This is a genomic window from Streptomyces sp. NPDC096105 (assembly GCF_044763335.1).
Taxonomy (GTDB): domain Bacteria; phylum Actinomycetota; class Actinomycetes; order Streptomycetales; family Streptomycetaceae; genus Streptomyces.
Window position 1 is genome coordinate 278,640 of the sequence record NZ_JBIWGC010000009.1, and the last position, 18,522, is coordinate 297,161.

Here is an 18,522-nt window from a genome sequence, read left to right on the forward strand (position 1 = left end):
GTGCCGCGGCCCAGTCCGGGCGGCTTTGTGCGGTGCCCCCGCACAACGGCGGTGGGGGCCCCCGGCCGCCCGGCCCCCCCCCCCCCGGGCCGCCCCCCCCCCCCCCCCCACGGCCGTGCCGGGTCTCAGCCCCCGAAGCCGATCCGCGCCACCCGCAGCGCCCCGCGCACCCGCAGCCGTACGTCCCGCACCCCGCCGGGCGCCCCGGCGACGGGCGCGGTCAGCGTGACGTACGCGTACGGGTCCGCCGTGGGCGCGTCCGAGGACAGGGAGGCCGGCGGCGGGCCGCTGTCGAGGACGACCTCGACCGTGCCCGTGCCGGACACCTCCACGGACACCTCCCGCACCCCGGCACCGAAGTCGCAGCGCCGGTAGAGGAGTTCGCCGTCCTTGCCGTCGACCGGGGTCACCGCGTCGCCGGCCTCCTTCGTCCGGTCGACGATCTCGGTGCCGCTCTGCTCGTCGAAGCAGGCCGCCTCCAGGCCGCGTTCGACGACCGGGCGCGGACCGCCCGGCTCGCCCTCCAGCGTGACCGTGGCGCGCAGCCGCACGTCCTCGCTGGACGCGCCGGCCAGCAGCTCGTACGCCCCCGGCTCCACGCGCCACCGGCCGGCCGCCACGTCCCAGAAGGCGAACGCGGACAGCGGCAGGTCGAAGAAGAGCCGGGTGCTCTCCCCGGGCGTCAGCGTCACCCGGCGGTGGCCGAGCAGTTCGCGGCGCGGACGCGGCACCGAGGGGTCCGGGGCCCGCCCGTAGAGCTGGGCCACCTCGTCGGCCGTCACCGCGCCGGTGTTGGTCACCTCGAACGCGACCCGCACCCCGGAGCCCGTCACGTCCGCCGTCAGCTCCCCGTAGGAGAAGGACGTGTAGGACAGGCCGTGGCCGAAGGGGAACAGCGGGGCGCCCTCGAAGTAGAGGTAGGTCTGGCGCCCGCCGATCACGTCGTAGTCGAGGAGGTCCGGCAGGTCGGCGTCGGCGGCGTACCAGGTCTGCGGCAGCCGCCCGGCGGGGGAGACGTCCCCGGCGAGCACCCGGGCCAGTGCCGTGCCGGCCGCCTGGCCGCCGTGCGCGGTCCACAGCACCGCCGGGAGGTCCGCCGGGTCCACCGCGTACGGGTAGGCGGACACCAGGGCCAGCACCGTGCGCGGATTGGCGGTCCGGGCGGCGCGCAGCAGCCGCTCCTGCTGGGCGGGCAGGCGCAGGGTGGTGCGGTCCTCCGTCTCCCGCCCGTTGATGTGCGGGTCGTTGCCGGCGACCACCACGACCACGTCGGCCCCGGCGGCGGCACGGGCCACGGCGTCCTCCCCGCGCTCGGTGACGACCAGCTCGAACACCTCCGGCTCGCCCTCGGCCGCCCGCACCCCGTCCGGGGTGACCCGCACGGGGTGTCCGGTCCCCAGGTGGCGCAGCAGGTGGCCGTCGCCGTGCGGTTCCAGCCGGAACGTCTCCTGCACGATCCAGCCGCCCGGCTGGTCGGCGGAGGCGCGCAGGTACCCGTCATCGGCGACCGAGAGGTACCGGCCGTCCGGGGCGCGCAGCGTGAGCACGCCGTCGCCCCAGTCCACGAGGGCGAGTTCGGTGCCGTCCGGTCCCGCGGTGAGCGGCGGCAGGTCGGTGCGGCCCGCGAGCAGCGCCGGGTCGAGGGCGCCCTCGGCGCCGCGCGCCGTCTCCGGGGCGTCGGGCGCGGGCGGCACGTGCAGGAAGGCGCCGGAGGAGGTGCGCAGCAGGACGCGGTCCACCCCCTCGGCGAACTCCACGCGGTCGGCGCCGAACCGTTCGTACAGGCCCTCCAGCGGGGTGGAGCGGTGGATCAGGCCGCCGCTGTACCAGTCGAGCTTGCACTCGTCGGCGAGCAGCCCGGTCACCGCGATCCGGAGGCCGGGGGCGAGCGGCAGCAGACCGTCGTTCTTCAGCAGCACGACCGCCTGCTCGGCGGCCTCCTGGGCGAGCGCCCGGTGCTCGGGGGTGTCGAAGGCCCGCTCGTCGGCGTACGGGTCCCTGTCCGGGTCGAACTCGCCGAGCCGGAACCGCACCGACAGCTGCCGCCGGACCGCCGTGTCGATGTCCTCCTCGGTCAACAGGCCCTGTTCCAGCGCCCCCTTGAGCCGGGCGACGATCTTCGTGCTGTCGGTGCCGTGGTCGGTGAAGCTGTCGACGCCCGCGCGCAGTGCCGCCGCCGTGGCCTCCTCGTGCGTGTCGAAGTAGTGCTCGGAGTCGACCAGGTTGGACGGCGCCCCCGCGTCGGAGCAGACCAGCAGCTCCTCCTCGGTCCAGGTGCGCAACTGCTCGCGCAGGTACGGCGACACGTGGTTGGGGCGGCCGTTGACCAGGTTGTACGCCGGCATCACCCCGGCCACCGCGCCCGCCTCCACGGTGTCGCGGAAGGCCCGCAGGTCGTACTCGTGCAGCACGCGCGGCCGTACCGAGCTGGACGCGGTGTCCCGGCGCGTCTCGTTGTTGTGCGCCAGCCAGTGCTTCAGGACGGGCGCGGTGCGCCAGTACACCGGGTGGTCGCCGCGCAGGCCGCGGGTGTAGGCGGTGGCGATCGCCGAGGTGAGCCGCGGGTCCTCGGAGTAGCCCTCCTCGTTGCGGCCCCACAGCGGGTGGCGCAGCAGGTTGACGGTGGGCGACCAGACGTTCAGGCCGACCCGCTCGTCCCGGGCGCGCATCGCGCGGGCCTCCCGGGAGACCGCCTCGCCCACCCGGCGCACCAGGTCCTCGTTCCAGGTCGCGCCCAGCCCCACGGCCTGCGGGAAGACGGTCGCCGGGCCCATCCAGGCGACCCCGTGCAGGGCCTCCTGGCCGGTGCGGAACGCGGCGACGCCCAGCCGCTCGACGGCCGGGGCGAACTGGTGCAGGAAACCGATCCTCTCGTCCAGGGTGAGCCGCGACAGCAGGTCGTCGATGCGCTCGGCGAACGGCAGGTCCGGGTCGCGGAACGGCGGCGTGGGCGGGGTGGGTGCGGTCACGTGGGAGTCCCCTCGGGATGGAGCGCTGCGCTTTCGAAGCGCTTCGATGCTCGGTGCGCTCGTGTCGGGTGTCAAGGGATCCACGCGCGGAGACCCCTGCGTCGTTCTGTCGTGCGGTGCCCCCGCTCTCCTGACTCCCCTCCCAAGTGATCGCGCATCTGTCTCAGGAATTATCGAATCGGCTCTTGTGCGCCTCTGGGTGTTCCCCTAACCTCGCAGCACATCGAAGCGCTTCGACAGCGAGGCCGCCGTGAGGGCGTGCATCTCCCGCCGGACGACCGCTTCCGATCGGCCAGTTCCACCGAAGACACCACAGCCGACGGCCACCTGCCGGGTGTCCTGGTGCGCCACGAAGGGTTGACGCAATGACGCCGAACGCCGCTTCCTCCTCCGGGCCGAGCCGGAGAAGCTTCCTCGCCTCCACGGCGGCCGCCACCGCGGCGGTGGCCGCGGGGACGCCGCTGCTGGCCGCCTGCGGCGGCGGGGGCCAGGAGGGCCGCAAGGAGGGCACCACCTCGGGCAAGGAGGCCGCGAAGATCCTCCCGGCGTTCGTGGCGTCGAACGTCGTCACCCCGGACATCCCGGCGAAGAACGGGTCGGCGGCCGGCTTCACCCGGGCGATCCCCACGGCCGAGCTGAAGACCTCGGTGCCGAAGAAGCTCGGCAGCGGCGGCGGGCTGACCGTCATGTCGCCGTTCTGGGGCACCCCGCCGAAGGGCGACAACCCGTACTACACCGCGATGAACGAGGCCGTGGGCGTCGACGTCACCTGGCAGAACCAGGACGGTGTCACCTACGACCAGAAGCTCGGCGCGGTGCTCGCCTCCAGCGAGGTCCCGGACGTCGTGGTCGTCCCCGGCTGGAACCTGATGGGCCGCATCCCCGGCGCGATCAACGCCAAGTTCGCCGACCTCGGCCCCTACCTCTCCGGCGACAAGGTGAAGGACTACCCGAACCTCGCCGCCGTCCCCACCGAGGCCTGGCAGCGCGGCATCTTCGGCGGCCGGTTGCGCGGCGTCCCGATGCCCGCCTCGTACGTCACCGACATCGCGCCGCTGTACCGCAAGGACCTGTTCGCGAAGCGGGGTTACAGCGTCCCGGGCGACCCCGGCGAGTTCCTGGCGTGGGCGAAGGAGGCCACCGACGCCAAGTCCAAGCTGTGGGCCTGCGACGACATGAAGTGGACGGCGTTCAACATCTTCGGCGTCCTCTCCGGCAGCGACAAGGCGCTCTGGTGGAACCTGGAGGGCGACAAGCTGGTCAACCGCATCGAGACCGAGCAGTACCTCGAGGCGCTGGAGTGGACCCGCAAGCTGTACGCCGCCGGAGTGGTCCACCCCGACGCGGTGCAGGGCAAGGCGGGCGGTGACGCGGGCAACCGGTTCACCGCCGGCGAGGTGCTGGTCTACAACCAGAACATCTCCGACTGGTGGGGCAAGACCGCCGAACAGCGCACGCAGAACGCCGGCTTCGAGATGGAGGCGTTCGACTACTTCGGCCCCGACGGCGGCGATCCCACCCTGTGGGCGGTCCAGCCGGCCAACATCTTCACCTTCGTCTCCAGGAAGGCGTCCGAGCAGCAGATCAAGGACTTCCTCGCGCTCTGCAACTTCTGCGCCGCGCCGTACGGCACCAAGGAGTTCATGCTCACCGCCTACGGCGTCGAGGGCACCGACTACACGGTCGAGAAGGGCCTGCCGGTCAAGACGCAGCAGGGCGTCAACGAGGTCAACGGCGCCTACGACTACACCGGCAACCCGGCCCCGTACATCGCCTACCCCGACCTGCCCGAGGTCACCAAGGGGATGGTCGAGTGGCAGCAGCGCATGGGGGCCTTCACCAAGAAGTCGTCGTTCTTCGGGCTCACCGTCACCGAGCCCACCCGCTGGTCCAATCTCGCCGACGACTTCGAGCAGCTCGAGGACGACGTGGTGCGCGGCCGCAAGAAGATCGGTGACGTGCAGCAGGCCGTGTCCGACTGGCGGAGCAGGGGCGGCGACGGGCTGCGCGACTGGTACCGCAAGCTGCTCGACGACAACGGCTCGGCCGACTGACCCGGACCTGAGGCAAGGAGACGGCCGTGTCGCACAGCACGGTGCCTCGGGGGACGACCGAGGCGCAGACACCCCAGCAGGACGCCGGTGAGGCGGCCGGGTCCCTCAAGGGCCCGGCCGCGGCCCGGCGGGGCGGGCGGGGGCCCGGGAGGAAGAACTCCGGCAGGCTGGGGTTCCGGCTCAGGTGGCGGCGCGACCGCACGCTGATCCTGATGACCGTCCCCGCCCTGCTGCTGGTCCTGGTCTTCAACTACGTGCCGATCCTCGGCAACGTGGTCGCGTTCCAGGACTACGACCCCTATCTCAGCGAGAACGGCTTCGTCGCCATCTTCGAGAGCCCGTGGGTCGGCCTCGAGCAGTTCGAGCGGATCTTCGCCGACTCCGCCTTCTGGCACGCGGTGCGGAACACCTTCGTACTGTTCTTCCTCCAGCTGGTGCTCTACTTCCCGGTCCCGATCCTGCTCGCGCTGCTCATCAACAGCGTGGTGCGGCCCCGGGTGCGGGCGGTCGCCCAGGCGATCATGTACCTGCCGCACTTCTTCTCCTGGGTGCTCGTCGTCACCGTCTTCATGCAGATCTTCGGCGGCGCCGGCATCATCGCGCAGACCCTCCGCCGCCACGGCTACGAGGGCTTCGACCTGATGACGAACCCGGAGATCTTCAAGTACCTGGTGACGGCCGAGACCGTCTGGAAGGACGCCGGCTGGGGCATCATCGTCTTCCTCGCCGCCCTCTCCTCCGTCTCCAACGACCTGTACGAGGCCGCCGCCATGGACGGCGCCGGACGCTGGCGCCGCATGTGGCACGTCACCCTCCCCGCGCTGCGCCCGGTGATCGCCCTGCTGCTGGTGCTGCGCGTCGGCGACGCCCTCACCGTCGGCTTCGAGCAACTGCTGCTGCAGAGACAGGCGGTGGGCGTCGACGCCTCCGAGGTCCTCGACACCTACGTGTGGTGGAACGGCATCCGCAACCAGGACTTCAGCTACGCCGCCGCGGCGGGACTCATCAAGGGCGTGGTGGGCCTGGGCCTGGTCCTCACCGCGAACAAGGTGGCCCACCTCATGGGCGAGCAGGGGGTGTACAAGAAATGACCGCCGTCCTCGGCACCCGCCCGGACCCCGGGAAGACCCGGGTGAAGAAGCCCGGCCGCTGGTCCGCGCCGCCCCGCCCGGTGTGGGAGGAGGAGCCGTCCCGCGCCGGGCAGGCCGGCAAGGGCCTCGCCCTCGGTCTCGCCTGCCTGGCCATCCTCTTCCCGCTGTGGATCGTGATCGTCACCAGTCTGCAGACCAAGAAGACCATCGACGAGGCCGGCGGCCTGGTGGTGATCCCCAAGGGCATCACCTTCGTCGCCTACCAGGAGCTGCTCGGCGGCGGACAGGTGCAGCGCGCCGCCCTGGTCAGCGTCGGCGTCACCGTCGTCGGCACCCTGTTCAGCATGGCCGTGTCGGTGCTCTGCGCCTACGGCCTCTCCCGCAGCGGCTCGCTGGGCCACCGCTGGATCCTGATGACCCTGCTCGCCACCATGTTCTTCGGCGCCGGGCTCATCCCGACCTACCTGCTGGTGCAGGCGCTCGGACTCACCGACACCTATCTGGCGCTGATCCTGCCGAGCGCGGTGAGCGTGTTCAACATCCTGGTGCTGCGCGCGTTCTTCATGAACATCTCGCAGGAGCTCGTCGACAGCGCCCGCATCGACGGCGCGGGGGAGTGGCGCATCCTGTTCCGCATCGTGATGCCGCTGTCCCGCGCGGTCATCGCGGTGATCTCCCTGTTCTACGCGGTGGGGTACTGGAGCGCCTGGTTCAACGCCTCCATCTACCTCACCGACCAGGACATGATGCCGCTGCAGAACGTCATGATCCAACTGGTGCAGAAGCAGGAGCGGCCCGTCGGCCTGGCCGCGCAGATCAACACGGGGCAGCTGTCCCCGCTGGCCATCCAGATGGCCGTGATGGTGCTGGCCCTGCTGCCGGTGGCCGTGCTCTCGCCCTTCGTCCAGAAGCACTTCAAGAAGGGGATGCTCACCGGGGCGGTCAAGGGATGACCCCCTGCTCGGGACGCCCGGTGACACCGGGCGTCCCGCGCCCGCGCAGCCTCTCCGACCGCCCCTTGTTCCGAGGACCTGACATGTTCGTGCCCTCCGTCCGCCGGTGCGCGGCGCCCGCCGCCCGAACCCGGGGGACCGTCTGATGCCCCGCCTGGACGACGTCACCCGCGGCCGCATCCTCTACGGCGGCGACTGGAACCCCGAGCAGTGGCCCGAGGAGACCTGGGAGGAGGACGTCCGCCTGATGCGCGAGGCCGGGGTCAACTCCGTGACCCTCGGCGTCTTCTCCTGGTCCCGGATCGAACCCCGGCCGGGCGAGCGGGACTTCGGCTGGCTGGACCGGCTGATGGACCTGGCCCACGACAACGGCATCGGCGTCGTCCTCGCCACCCCCACCGCCTCACCGCCGCCGTGGGTGGGCCGGCTGCACCCGGACACGCTGCCCGTCGACGCCGACGGCCACACCGAACTGTGGGGAGGCCGCCAGCACTTCTCGCACTCCAGCGCCACCTACCGACGCCTGGCCGCCGCGATCACCGAGGACCTGGCCGCCCGCTACGCCGCCCACCCGGCCCTCACCCTCTGGCACATCAACAACGAGTACTGCACCTTCGACCACGGCGACGAGGCCGCCGCCCGCTTCCGCACCTGGCTGCGCCGCCGTCACGGCACCCTCGACGCCCTCAACACCGCCTGGGGCACCGCCTTCTGGAGCCAGGGCTACGGCGACTGGGCGGAGGTGCTGCCGCCCCGGCGCACCCACTACCTGAAGAACCCCGCGCAGGTGCTGGACTTCCGGCGCTTCACCTCCGACATGCTCCTGGAGTGCTTCACCGCCGAGCGCGACATCGTCCGCCGGCACACCCCGCACCTCCCGGTCACCACCAACTTCATGCCGCTGTGGTCCGGGCAGGACGCCTGGCGCTGGGCCGAGGAGGAGGACGTCGTCTCCGTCGACCTCTACCCCGACCCGGACGACCCCTGCGGCGCGCAGCACGGGGCTCTCGTGCAGGACATGACCCGCTCGCAGGCGCGCGGCCCGTGGATGCTCATGGAGCAGGCGGCCGGCGCGGTCAACTGGCGGCCGGTGAACCGCCCCAAGCCGCGCGGCCTGAACCGCCTGTGGTCGCTGCAGGCCGTGGCGCGCGGCGCGGACGCCGTCTGCTACTTCCAGTGGCGGCAGTCCCGGCAGGGCGCCGAGAAGTTCCACTCCGGCATGCTCGGCCACGCCGGCCCGGAAGGCCGCGCCCACCAGGAGACACGCCGGCTCGGCGCGGACCTGGCACGGATCGGCCCGCACGTCGCCGGCGGCGCGGTCACCGCCGACGTCGCCGTGCTGCACGACTGGCACGCCTGGTGGGCGAGCGACCAGGAGGCCCGCCCGTCCCGCGCCGCCGGCCACGCCGAGATCCTCGGCGCCTGGCACCGCGCGCTGTGGCGGGCCCACCTCACCACGGACTTCGCCCACCCCGAGCACGACCTCACCGGCTACCGGATGGTCGTCGTCCCACAGCTGCACCTCCTCACCGACCGGGCCGCCGACAACCTCGTGGCGTACGTGCGCGGCGGCGGCACCCTGGTCTGCGGCTTCCTCACCGGCGTCGTGGACCAGGACGACCGGGTGCGGCCCGGCGGCATGGACGAGCGGCTGCGCGCCCTCTTCGGCATCCGCACCCTGCACGAGTGGTGGCCGCTGGAGCCGGGCGCGACCGTGGAGGCGGAGGGCGGCCTGCGCGGCACCCTGTGGTCCGAGGAACTGGAACCCGACGGCACCGCCGACGAGACCGTGGCCTACCGGGGCGGCGAACTGGACGGACTGCCGGCCGTGCTGCGCAAGGGCCGCGCCTGGTACGTCTCCACCCTGCCCGAACCGGACGCGCTGCGGGACCTGCTCGCCCGCGTCGCCGCCGGGGCGAGGGCGCGGCCGGTGCTGGACGGGCTCCCGGACGAGGTCGAGGCGGTGCGCCGGGGCGGGCTGCTGTTCCTGCTGCACCACGGCCGCGGCGAGGTCACCGTGGACGTCCCCGGCGCCCACCGCGACCTGCTCACCGGCGCCGCCGTCACCGACCGGGTCACCCTCGGCCGCTACGGCGTGGCGGTGCTGGCGCCATGACCACCGGACCCGTGCACGGCACCTGGGAGCCCCGGCCGGCCGGCCGCTGGGAGGACGCCTTCCTGTGCGGCAACGGCCGGCACGGCGCGCTCGTCCTCGGCGACCCGGACGACGACCGGACCGTCGTCACCCACCACACCCTCGTCCGGCCCGGCGACGACGAGGGCGGCCGGCACCGGCTGCCGCCCCTGCTGGCCGACGCGCTCCCCGGCCTCCAGGACCGGCTGCTGGCCGGCGACCTCACCGCCGCCGAGGACTTCACCGACGGACGCTCGCTCCAGTGGGTGCGGCCCTTCCACCCCGCCTTCCAGGTCCGCCTGCGCCACCACGAGGGCGCCGCCGGCCTGACCGGCTACCGCCGCGCGGTCGACTTCGCCACCGGCGAGGCCACCGCCCGCCACGACGGCCGCACCAGCCGCGTCCTCGTCTCCCGCGCCGACGACGTGATCGTCCAGCACGTCACCGGCCGCGACCTCACCCTCCACCTCTCCCTGGACCACGGCCTGCCGAACGCGCCCGCCGGGCTGCGCGTCGGACACGGCGCCGTCCTCACCGCCGAGGGCGCCCTGCTCAGCCTGCGCGTCCGCTACCCCGGCAGCGACCTCGCGTACACCGGCGTGACCGTGGCCGCCGTCACCGGCGGGCGCACCGAACTCGCCCCGCCCGGGGCGCGGATCACCGGCGCCCGCTCGGTGCTGCTGCTCACCCGGGTGCGGCGGCACACCGGCGAGGCGGACGTGGCCGCCGAGGGCCGCGCCCTGCGCGACCTGCTCACCCCGGACGAGCCGACGTACGACAGGCTCCTCGGCCGGCATCTCGCCCTGCACCGCACCGCCTACCAGCGCGTCACCTTCGACCTGGACGCCGACCCGGCCGAACGGGCGCTGCCCGGATCCGCGTTGCTCGCCCGGCCGCGCAGCCCCGCCCTGCTGGAGCGGCTGTTCGCCGCCGGCCGCTATCACCTGCTGTCGTCCAGCGGCCTGTTCCCGCCCCGGCTCACCGGGCTGTGGACCGGCGACTGGGACACCGCCTGGTCGGGTGCGTTCACCCTGGACGCCAACCTCAACCTCCAGACCGCGTCCGCCGCCGCGGCCGCCCTCCCGGAAGTCACCGAGGCCCTGGCGGCCTTCGTCCAGGCCCAGTCGCCCCACTGGCGGGACAACGCCCGCGCGGTGTTCGGCGCCCGGGGGGTGGTCACGCCCGCGCACACCGACGGCGAGTCCGGGCACAGCTACCACTTCAGCCGCGAGTACCCCCTGCACCTGTGGACCGCGGGTGCCGACTGGCTGCTCAAGCCGCTCGTCGACCACGACGAGACCTACGGCGCCCGCGACCCGCGCACCGCCGCCGCGCTCGCCGAAGTCGCCGACTTCTACGAGGATTTCCTCACCCGTACCGCCCCCGACGGCTCGCTGGCCGTCGTCCCCTCCTACTCGCCCGAGAACCGTCCCGCCAACGGCAGCTGGGGCGCGCTGAACGCGGCCATGGACCTCTCCGCCGCCCGGCACGCCCTGCACACCGCCGCCGCGTACCACCCGGACCGCGCCGGCCGGCTGCGCGCCCTCGCCGACCGGCTGCCCCCGCACCGCGTCAACGCCGACAAGGCGCTCGCCGAATGGGCCTGGCCCGGCCTGGACGACACCTACGACCACCGCCACCTCAGCCACCTCTACGGCGTCTGGCCCCTGGACGAGATCACCCCTCACGACACCCCGGAGCTCGCCGAGGCCGCCCGCCGCGCCCTCGAACTGCGCGGCCCCGAGAACGACTCCGCGCACGGCCATCTGCACCACGCCCTGATCGCCGCCCGGCTCCGGGACGGCAAGCGGGTGGCCGACGCGCTCGGCCGCGTGCTCGACGGCGACTTCTTCCACGCCTCCCTGATGAGCGCCCACTATCCGCACCGGAACGTCTACAACGCCGACGCCGCCCACACCCTGCCCGCCGTGCTGATCGAGGCGCTCGTGCAGTCCACCCCCGACCGGCTGGTGCTGCTGCCCGCCCCGCTCCCCGCGCTGCCGAGCGGGCGGCTGACCGGCGTCCGCACCCGCTTCGGCGCCGCACTCGACCTCACCTGGACACCGGACGGCGGCACCGCCGTCCTCCGGCCCGACCGCACCCACCGCATCACCCTGTGGACCTCCGCCGGCGCCGAGCCGCTCGACCTGGCCGCCGGCGAGGAGCGCGTCGTCCCGCTGCCGGCGGCGACGGCGATGACCAGGCACGTCCCCCCACCCATGGAAGGAACACCATGGCACCGAAAACCCTGCGCGGGATCGTCCGGGCGCTGATCGCCCCCACCCTCGCCCTCGGCGTGACGGTCGGACCGGCCTCCGCGCCCGCGCACGCCGCCGTCTGGAACTCCTGCGCCCAGTGGGGCAACACCACCCTGGACGGCTACATCCTCTACAACAACATCTGGGGCTCCGGCGCCGGTTCGCAGTGCGTCTGGGCCAACTCCGGCACCAACTGGGGCGTCTGGGCGGACCACCCGAACACCGGCGGCATCAAGTCCTACCCGAACGCCAAGAAGGTGATCGACAAGCGGATCTCCTCGCTGCGTTCGCTCGCCAGCAGCTACCGGGTCACCGTCCCGTCGACGGGCGCGTACAACACCTCGTACGACATCTGGGACACGGACTACGACTACGAGATCATGCTCTGGGTCAACCACAACGGGGCCGTCGGTCCGCTCGGGACCGCGCAGGGCACCGTGAGCCTCGGCGGCCACACCTGGAACGTGTACAAGGGGAACAACGGCGCCAACGAGGTCTTCTCGTTCCTGCGCACCTCGGACTCCACCTCCGGCACCGTCGACATCCTCCCCGTCCTGAAGTGGATCAAGGACACCAAGGGCTGGATGGGCGACGAGACCATCGGCGACGTGCAGTTCGGCTACGAGATCACCTCGTCCGCCGGCGGCCTCGACTTCCGCACCGACAGCCTGACCGTCTCCGGCGGCTGACCGCCGCGCGTCCCCGTGCCGTCCGTACCCGTGCGGACGGCACGGGGCAGGTCAGCGGACCGGCGCGGGACCCGAGCTGGCCCGGACCGTCAGCTCGGGCGGCAGCAGCACGACCTCGTCGCCGCCCCGCCCGTCGAGCTTCGCGACCAGCTGCTCCACGGCGTGCCGGCCCATCTCCTGCGCGGGGAGGGACACCGACGTCAGCCGCACCGACGCCTGCACGGCGACCTGCTCCGGGCAGACCGCGACCACCGAGACGTCCTCCGGCACCGCCCGGCCCTGCTGCCGCAGCAGGGCGAGCAGCGGCTCGACCGCCGCCTCGTTCTGCACCACGAAGCCCGTGGTGCCGGGGCGTTCGTCGAGGATCCGGGCGACCGTCACGGCCGTCGCGTCGTACCCGCCCTCGCAGGGACGGTGCAGCAGCCGCAGTCCCGTCTCCTGGGCGCGGGTGCGCAGCCCGTCCAGGGTGCGCTCGGCGAAGCCGGTGTGCCGTTCGTAGACGGCCGGGGCCTCGCCGATGACGGCGACGTCCCGGTGGCCCAGCCCGGCCAGGTGCTCCACGCACAGCGCGCCGGTGGCCCTGAAGTCGAGGTCCACGCAGGTCAGTCCGGTGGTGTCGGCGGGCAGCCCGATCAGCACGGCCGGCTGGGCGGACTCCCGCAGCAGGGGCAGGCGTTCGTCGTCCAGCTCGACGTCCATGAGGATCATGCCGTCGGCGAGACCGCTGCCGGCGACCCGGCGGACCGCGTCCGGGCCCTCCTCGCCGGTGAGCAGCAGCACGTCGTACCCGTGGGTGCGGGCGGTGGTGGCGACCGCTATGGCGATCTCCATCATCACCGGCACGTACATGTCGGTCCGCAGCGGGACCATCAGCGCGATGATGTTGGACCTGCTGCTGGCCAGGGCGCGGGCGCCGGCGTTGGGGTGGTAGCCGAGCTCGCGGATGGAGCGCTCGACGCGCTGCCGGGTGGTCGCGGAGATCGACCGCTTGCCGCTGAGGACGTAGCTCACCGTGCTCGCCGAGACTCCGGCGTGCTGGGCGACCTCGGCGAGGGTGACCATCCGGCATCTCCCAGGGATGTGAAGCGCTTCGACCGTGCGCGGTAACGGTAAAACAGCTCATGAGAACCGGTTCGACCCTAGCTTCCACGGAGGTGCGATGTCCAGAGAGTCGAAGCGCTTCGACAGGGGGGCCTCCCCCGTCGCGGCTGCGCGCGGATCGGCCGGACGGCGGCACACAGGGTGGTGGGTTCGCTACATATCGGGTACATACGATCGAGTAGCACCCGTCCGTACCGCCATGACTCCATCCTATTCGCGGCGAGGTGAGCCTCATGTCCGCAGTACCCGAGACACCCCCGGCCCCGTCCCGGCCGGCCGTCACCGAACGTGAGGCCCGACAGGTCGCCGAGGCGGCACGGGAGCAGGACTGGCGCAAGCCCAGCTTCGCCAAGGAACTGTTCCTCGGCCGCTTCCGCCTCGACCTCGTCCACCCCCACCCGCTCCCCGCCGAGGAGGACGTCCGGCGCGGCGAGGAGTTCCTCGCCGGACTCCGCGACTTCTGCGAGACGAAGGTCGACGGCGCCGCCATCGAGCGGGAGGCGCGCATCCCCGACGAGGTGATCAACGGGCTCAAGGAGCTCGGCGCCCTCGGCATGAAGATCGACATCAAGTACGGCGGCCTCGGCCTCACCCAGGTGTACTACAACAAGGCCCTGGCCCTGGTCGGCTCCGTCAGCCCCGCCGTCGGCGCGCTGCTCTCCGCGCACCAGTCGATCGGCGTCCCCCAGCCGCTGAAGATCTTCGGCACACGCGAGCAGAAGGAGACGTTCCTGCCGCGCTGCGCCCGCACCGACATCTCCGCCTTCCTGCTCACCGAACCCGACGTCGGCTCCGACCCGGCCCGCCTCGCCACCACCGCCGTGCCCGAGGACGGGGGCACCTCCCGCTCGAGCGAAGCCGAGAGTGGGGGACACTACGTGCTGGACGGCGTGAAGCTGTGGACCACCAACGGCGTGGTCGCCGACCTCCTCGTCGTCATGGCGCGCGTGCCGAAGTCCGAGGGCCACCGCGGCGGCATCACCGCCTTCGTCGTGGAGGCGGACTCCGAGGGCGTCACCGTGGAGAACCGCAACGCCTTCATGGGCCTGCGCGGCCTGGAGAACGGCGTCACCCGCTTCCACCGGGTCCGCGTCCCCGCGTCCCACCGCATCGGCGAGGAGGGCCAGGGCCTGAGGATCGCCCTGACCACCCTCAACACCGGGCGGCTCTCCCTGCCCGCGATGTGCGTCGGCGCCGGCAAGTGGTGCCTGAAGATCGCCCGCGAGTGGTCCGCCGAGCGCGAGCAGTGGGGCAAGCCGGTCGCCCACCACGAGGCCGTCGGCTCCAAGATCGCGTTCATCGCGGCGACCACCTTCGCCCTGGAGGCCGTGGTCGACCTCTCCTCGCAGATGGCCGACGAGAACCGCAACGACATCCGCATCGAGGCCGCCCTCGCCAAGCTCTACGGCTCCGAGATGGCCTGGCTGATGGCCGACGAACTGGTCCAGATCCGCGGCGGGCGCGGCTTCGAGACCGCCGACTCGCTGCGCGCCCGCGGCGAACGGGCGGTCCCGGCCGAACAGATGCTGCGCGACCTGCGCATCAACCGGATCTTCGAGGGCTCGACCGAGATCATGCACCTGCTGATCGCGCGCGAGGCCGTCGACGCCCACCTGTCCGTCGCCGGGGACCTCATCGACCCCGACAAGACCCTCGGCGACAAGGCGCGGGCGGGCGCGAACGCGGGCGTCTTCTACGCCAAGTGGCTGCCGAGACTGGTCGCCGGCCCCGGACAGCTCCCGGGCGCGTACGGCGACTTCAAGCACGGCATCGACCTCTCCCCGCACCTGCGCTACGTCGAGCGCGCCTCCCGCAAGCTCGCCCGCTCCACCTTCTACGCCATGTCCCGCTGGCAAGGGCGGATGGAGACCAAGCAGGGCTTCCTCGGCCGGATCGTGGACATCGGCGCCGAACTGTTCGCGATGAGCGCCGCGTGCGTCCGCGCGGAGCTCCTGCGCGCCCGCGGCGAGCACGGCCGCGAGGCCTACCAGCTCGCCGACGCCTTCTGCCGCCAGGCGCGGCTGCGCGTCGAGGAACTGTTCGGCCGGCTCTGGAGCAACACCGACGACCTCGACCGCAAGGTCGTGAAGAACGTCCTCGGCGGCTCCTACACGTGGCTGGAGGAGGGCGTGATCGACCCGTCCGACGACGGGCCGTGGATCGCGGACGCCGCCCCCGGCGCCTCCACCCGGGAGAACGTGCGCCGTCCGGTCCGCTGACCCGGCCCCGGGAGCGGACCGGCCCCGGCGCACGGCCCCTCCGTCCGCTCCCGGCACGCGGCGGACACGCCCCCCGGGGTACCGGGGCGGGGGCCCGACGTCCCCCGCGACCGGACACAATGGGGGCCATGACCGACGCTCCAGCTCCCCTCGCCGACCCGCACCTGCTGTACGATCCCGTCGCGGGAGACGGCCCGAAGGACGTGGTGATCCTCGGCTCCACCGGGTCGATCGGCACCCAGGCCATCGACCTCGTGCTGCGCAACCCCGGCCGTTTCCGGGTCACCGCCCTGTCCGCCCACGGCGGCCGGGTCGCCCTCCTCGCCGAGCAGGCGCACCGCCTGCGGGTCCGCACGGTCGCCGTCGCCCGCGAGGACGTCGTGCCGGAGCTGCGCGAGGCGCTGTCCGCGCGGTACGGCGCGGGGGAGCCGCTGCCGGAGATCCTCGCCGGACCCGACGCGGCCACCCAGGCCGCCGCCTCCGACTGCCACACCGTCCTGAACGGCATCACCGGCTCCATCGGGCTCGCCCCGACCCTCGCCGCGCTGGAGGCCGGCCGCACCCTCGCGCTCGCCAACAAGGAGTCGCTGATCGTCGGCGGCCCGCTGGTGAGGACGCTGGCCAAGCCCGGCCAGATCATCCCGGTGGACTCCGAGCACGCCGCGCTGTTCCAGGCGCTGGCCGCCGGCACCCGCGCCGACGTCCGCAAGCTGGTCGTCACCGCCTCCGGCGGCCCCTTCCGCGGCCGCACCCGGCAGGAACTGGCGGCGGTCACCGTCGAGGACGCCCTCGCGCACCCCACCTGGGCCATGGGCCCGGTCATCACGATCAACTCCGCGACCCTCGTCAACAAGGGCCTGGAGGTCATCGAGGCGCACCTGCTCTACGACATTCCCTTCGACCGCATTGAGGTCGTCGTGCATCCTCAGTCGTATGTCCACTCGATGGTCGAGTTCACGGACGGATCGACACTGGCCCAGGCGACGCCCCCGGACATGCGGGGCCCCATCGCCATCGGTCTCGGCTGGCCCGAACGGGTCCCCGGCGCCGCCCCGGTCTTCGACTGGAGCAAGGCGTCCACCTGGGAGTTCTTCCCCCTCGACGACGAGGCCTTCCCCGCGGTGAACCTCGCCCGGCACGTCGGCGAACTCGCGGGAACCGCCCCCGCGGTGTTCAATGCCGCGAACGAGGAGTGCGTCGAGGCCTTCCGCACCGGCGCGCTGCCGTTCCTCGGCATCATCGACACCGTCACCCGGGTGGTCGAGGAACACGGAACGCCCGCCGCGGGAACCTCCCTGACCGTGTCGGACGTCCTCGAAGCGGAGACCTGGGCCCGGGCGCGGGCCCGCGAACTGACAGCCCGGACGGCGAGCGCGGAGGCGCGTGCATGACGACCCTGATGTTCATCCTCGGCATAGTCGTCTTCGCGGCCGGTCTGCTGTTCTCCATCGCCTGGCACGAACTCGGGCACCTGTCCACGGCCAAGATGTTCGGCATCCGCGTGCCGCAGTACATGGTCGGGTTCGGCCCCACCCTGTGGTCGCGGCAGAAGGGCGAGACCGAGTACGGCGTCAAGGCGATCCCGTTCGGCGGCTACATCCGGATGATCGGCATGTTCCCGCCGGGTCCCGACGGCCGGCTGGAGGCCCGCTCCACCTCCCCGTGGCGCGGCATGATCGAGGACGCCCGCTCCGCGGCCTTCGAGGAACTGCGCCCCGGCGACGAGAAGCGCCTGTTCTACACGCGCAAGCCGTGGAAACGGGTCGTCGTCATGTTCGCCGGCCCGTTCATGAACCTGATCCTCGCGGTCGTGCTGTTCCTCACCGTGCTGATGGGCTTCGGCATCCAGCAGCAGACCACCACCGTCAGTTCGGTCTCCCAGTGCGTGATCTCGCAGAGCGAGAACCGCGACGACTGCGGGAAGTCCGACCCGCGGTCCCCGGCCGCCGCGGCCGGCATGAAGGCCAAGGACAAGATCGTCGCCTTCGACGGAGTGCGGACCGACGACTGGGGCACCCTGTCCGACCTCATCCGGGACAGCGCCGGCAAGAGCGTGCCGATCGTCGTCGAACGCGACGGCGAGGAAGTGACGCTGCAGGCCACCATCGCCACCAACATGGTCGCCAAGAAGGACGGCAACGGCGCCTACGTCGAGGGCGAGTACGTCAAGGCCGGCTTCCTCGGCTTCAGCGCCGCCACCGGGGTCGTCAAACAGGACTTCGGCGAGTCCGTGACCTGGATGACCGACCGGGTCGGCGACGCGGTCGACTCCCTCGCCGCCCTGCCGTCGAAGGTCCCCGCCCTGTGGGACGCGGCCTTCGGCGACGGACCGCGCGAACCCGACTCCCCGATGGGCGTCGTCGGCGCCGCCCGCGTCGGCGGGGAGATCGCCACGCTGGACATCCCCGCCTCGCAGCAGCTCGCGATGTTCGTGATGCTCCTCGCGGGCTTCAACCTCTCCCTGTTCCTGTTCAATATGCTCCCGCTGCTGCCGCTCGACGGCGGACACATCGCGGGCGCGCTGTGGGAGTCGCTGCGCCGCAACCTCGCCCGGGTGCTGCGCCGCCCCGACCCGGGCCCCTTCGACGTGGCGAAGCTGATGCCCGTCGCCTACGTGGTGGCGGGGATCTTCGTCTGCTTCACGATCCTCGTCCTGATCGCGGACGTGGTGAACCCGGTGCGCATCTCCTGACCGTTCCGCGCCGCGCCACCCGCCGTTCACGACGGCCCGGAACCCCGGGGTTCCGGGCCGTCGCCCTTTGGGCGGGTTTACGGACGCGATGTGCTCGAGCATCGGCCGTTGCCGTAATCTCGGAGCCCGGAGCCCGCTGCTCACGGGGAGCCGGACCTTGATCCACGACTTGGGGTTGCACAGCAGATGACTGCGATTTCTCTCGGCATGCCGTCCGTCCCGACCACGCTCGCCGTGCGCCGGAAGAGCCGGCAGATCCAGGTCGGATCGGTGGCGGTGGGCGGGAACGCGCCGGTGTCGGTGCAGTCGATGACCACGACGCGGACGTCGGACATCGGCGCCACGCTGCAGCAGATCGCGGA

General features: G+C 72.5%; 12 protein-coding genes. 10 read left to right on the forward strand and 2 right to left on the reverse strand.

What is annotated here, in order from left to right; genetic code table 11:
- Window positions 1–125 precede the first annotated feature (125 nt).
- A complete protein-coding gene (locus ACIQ8B_RS17445; protein ID WP_403547712.1) occupies window positions 126–2,969 on the reverse strand; it encodes a glycoside hydrolase family 3 C-terminal domain-containing protein in 2,844 nt (947 codons plus the stop codon).
- A 365-nt stretch (window positions 2,970–3,334) separates the two neighbouring features.
- On the opposite strand from ACIQ8B_RS17445, the gene ACIQ8B_RS17450 reads away from it, so the two are divergent.
- From ACIQ8B_RS17450 to ACIQ8B_RS17475, 6 genes are all read left to right on the forward strand, one after another.
- Entirely contained in the window at window positions 3,335–5,023 is a 1,689-nt protein-coding gene (locus ACIQ8B_RS17450) for an extracellular solute-binding protein (RefSeq protein ID WP_403547714.1), read from the forward strand.
- Window positions 5,024–5,049: 26 nt separating this feature from the next.
- Entirely contained in the window at window positions 5,050–6,114 is a 1,065-nt protein-coding gene (locus ACIQ8B_RS17455) for a sugar ABC transporter permease (protein ID WP_290006530.1), read from the forward strand.
- On the forward strand, window positions 6,111–7,067 hold the full coding sequence (locus tag ACIQ8B_RS17460; RefSeq protein WP_290006529.1) for a carbohydrate ABC transporter permease: 957 nt from the start codon (window positions 6,111–6,113) through the stop codon (window positions 7,065–7,067). Before ACIQ8B_RS17455 ends, ACIQ8B_RS17460 begins: the two co-directional genes overlap by 4 nt.
- Window positions 7,068–7,212: 145 nt before the next feature.
- Window positions 7,213–9,183: a beta-galactosidase gene (locus tag ACIQ8B_RS17465; protein WP_403547717.1), complete on the forward strand. Its 1,971-nt coding sequence runs from the start codon at window positions 7,213–7,215 to the stop codon at window positions 9,181–9,183.
- Entirely contained in the window at window positions 9,180–11,474 is a 2,295-nt protein-coding gene (locus ACIQ8B_RS17470; RefSeq protein WP_403547719.1) for a glycosyl hydrolase family 95 catalytic domain-containing protein, read from the forward strand. The genes ACIQ8B_RS17465 and ACIQ8B_RS17470 overlap by 4 nt, the downstream gene beginning before the upstream one ends.
- Window positions 11,435–12,148, forward strand: a complete 714-nt coding sequence (locus tag ACIQ8B_RS17475; RefSeq protein ID WP_403547721.1) for a hypothetical protein — start codon at window positions 11,435–11,437, stop codon at window positions 12,146–12,148. The genes ACIQ8B_RS17470 and ACIQ8B_RS17475 overlap by 40 nt, the downstream gene beginning before the upstream one ends.
- A 51-nt stretch (window positions 12,149–12,199) precedes the next feature.
- Here the strand turns inward: ACIQ8B_RS17475 and ACIQ8B_RS17480 are convergent, their stop codons facing one another.
- Window positions 12,200–13,210: a LacI family DNA-binding transcriptional regulator gene (locus ACIQ8B_RS17480; protein ID WP_106412190.1), complete on the reverse strand. Its 1,011-nt coding sequence runs from the start codon at window positions 13,208–13,210 to the stop codon at window positions 12,200–12,202.
- A gap of 272 nt (window positions 13,211–13,482) precedes the next feature.
- Here ACIQ8B_RS17480 and ACIQ8B_RS17485 point away from each other — a divergent pair, with 272 nt between their 5' ends.
- The 4 genes from ACIQ8B_RS17485 to ACIQ8B_RS17500 form a co-directional block, all read left to right on the forward strand.
- Complete coding sequence (locus ACIQ8B_RS17485) at window positions 13,483–15,468, forward strand: acyl-CoA dehydrogenase family protein (protein ID WP_290006522.1); 1,986 nt, start codon at window positions 13,483–13,485, stop codon at window positions 15,466–15,468.
- A 128-nt stretch (window positions 15,469–15,596) separates the two neighbouring features.
- A complete protein-coding gene (gene dxr / locus ACIQ8B_RS17490) occupies window positions 15,597–16,859 on the forward strand; it encodes a 1-deoxy-D-xylulose-5-phosphate reductoisomerase (RefSeq protein ID WP_403547724.1) in 1,263 nt (420 codons plus the stop codon).
- 8 nt (window positions 16,860–16,867) lie between these two features.
- Window positions 16,868–18,160 carry a M50 family metallopeptidase gene (locus ACIQ8B_RS17495; protein ID WP_403547729.1) on the forward strand — a complete coding sequence of 431 codons (1,293 nt, stop codon included), beginning with the start codon at window positions 16,868–16,870 and terminating at the stop codon, window positions 18,158–18,160.
- A gap of 186 nt (window positions 18,161–18,346) precedes the next feature.
- The coding region (locus ACIQ8B_RS17500) for a flavodoxin-dependent (E)-4-hydroxy-3-methylbut-2-enyl-diphosphate synthase (RefSeq protein ID WP_403547731.1) at window positions 18,347–18,522 on the forward strand (176 nt) is incomplete at its 3' end.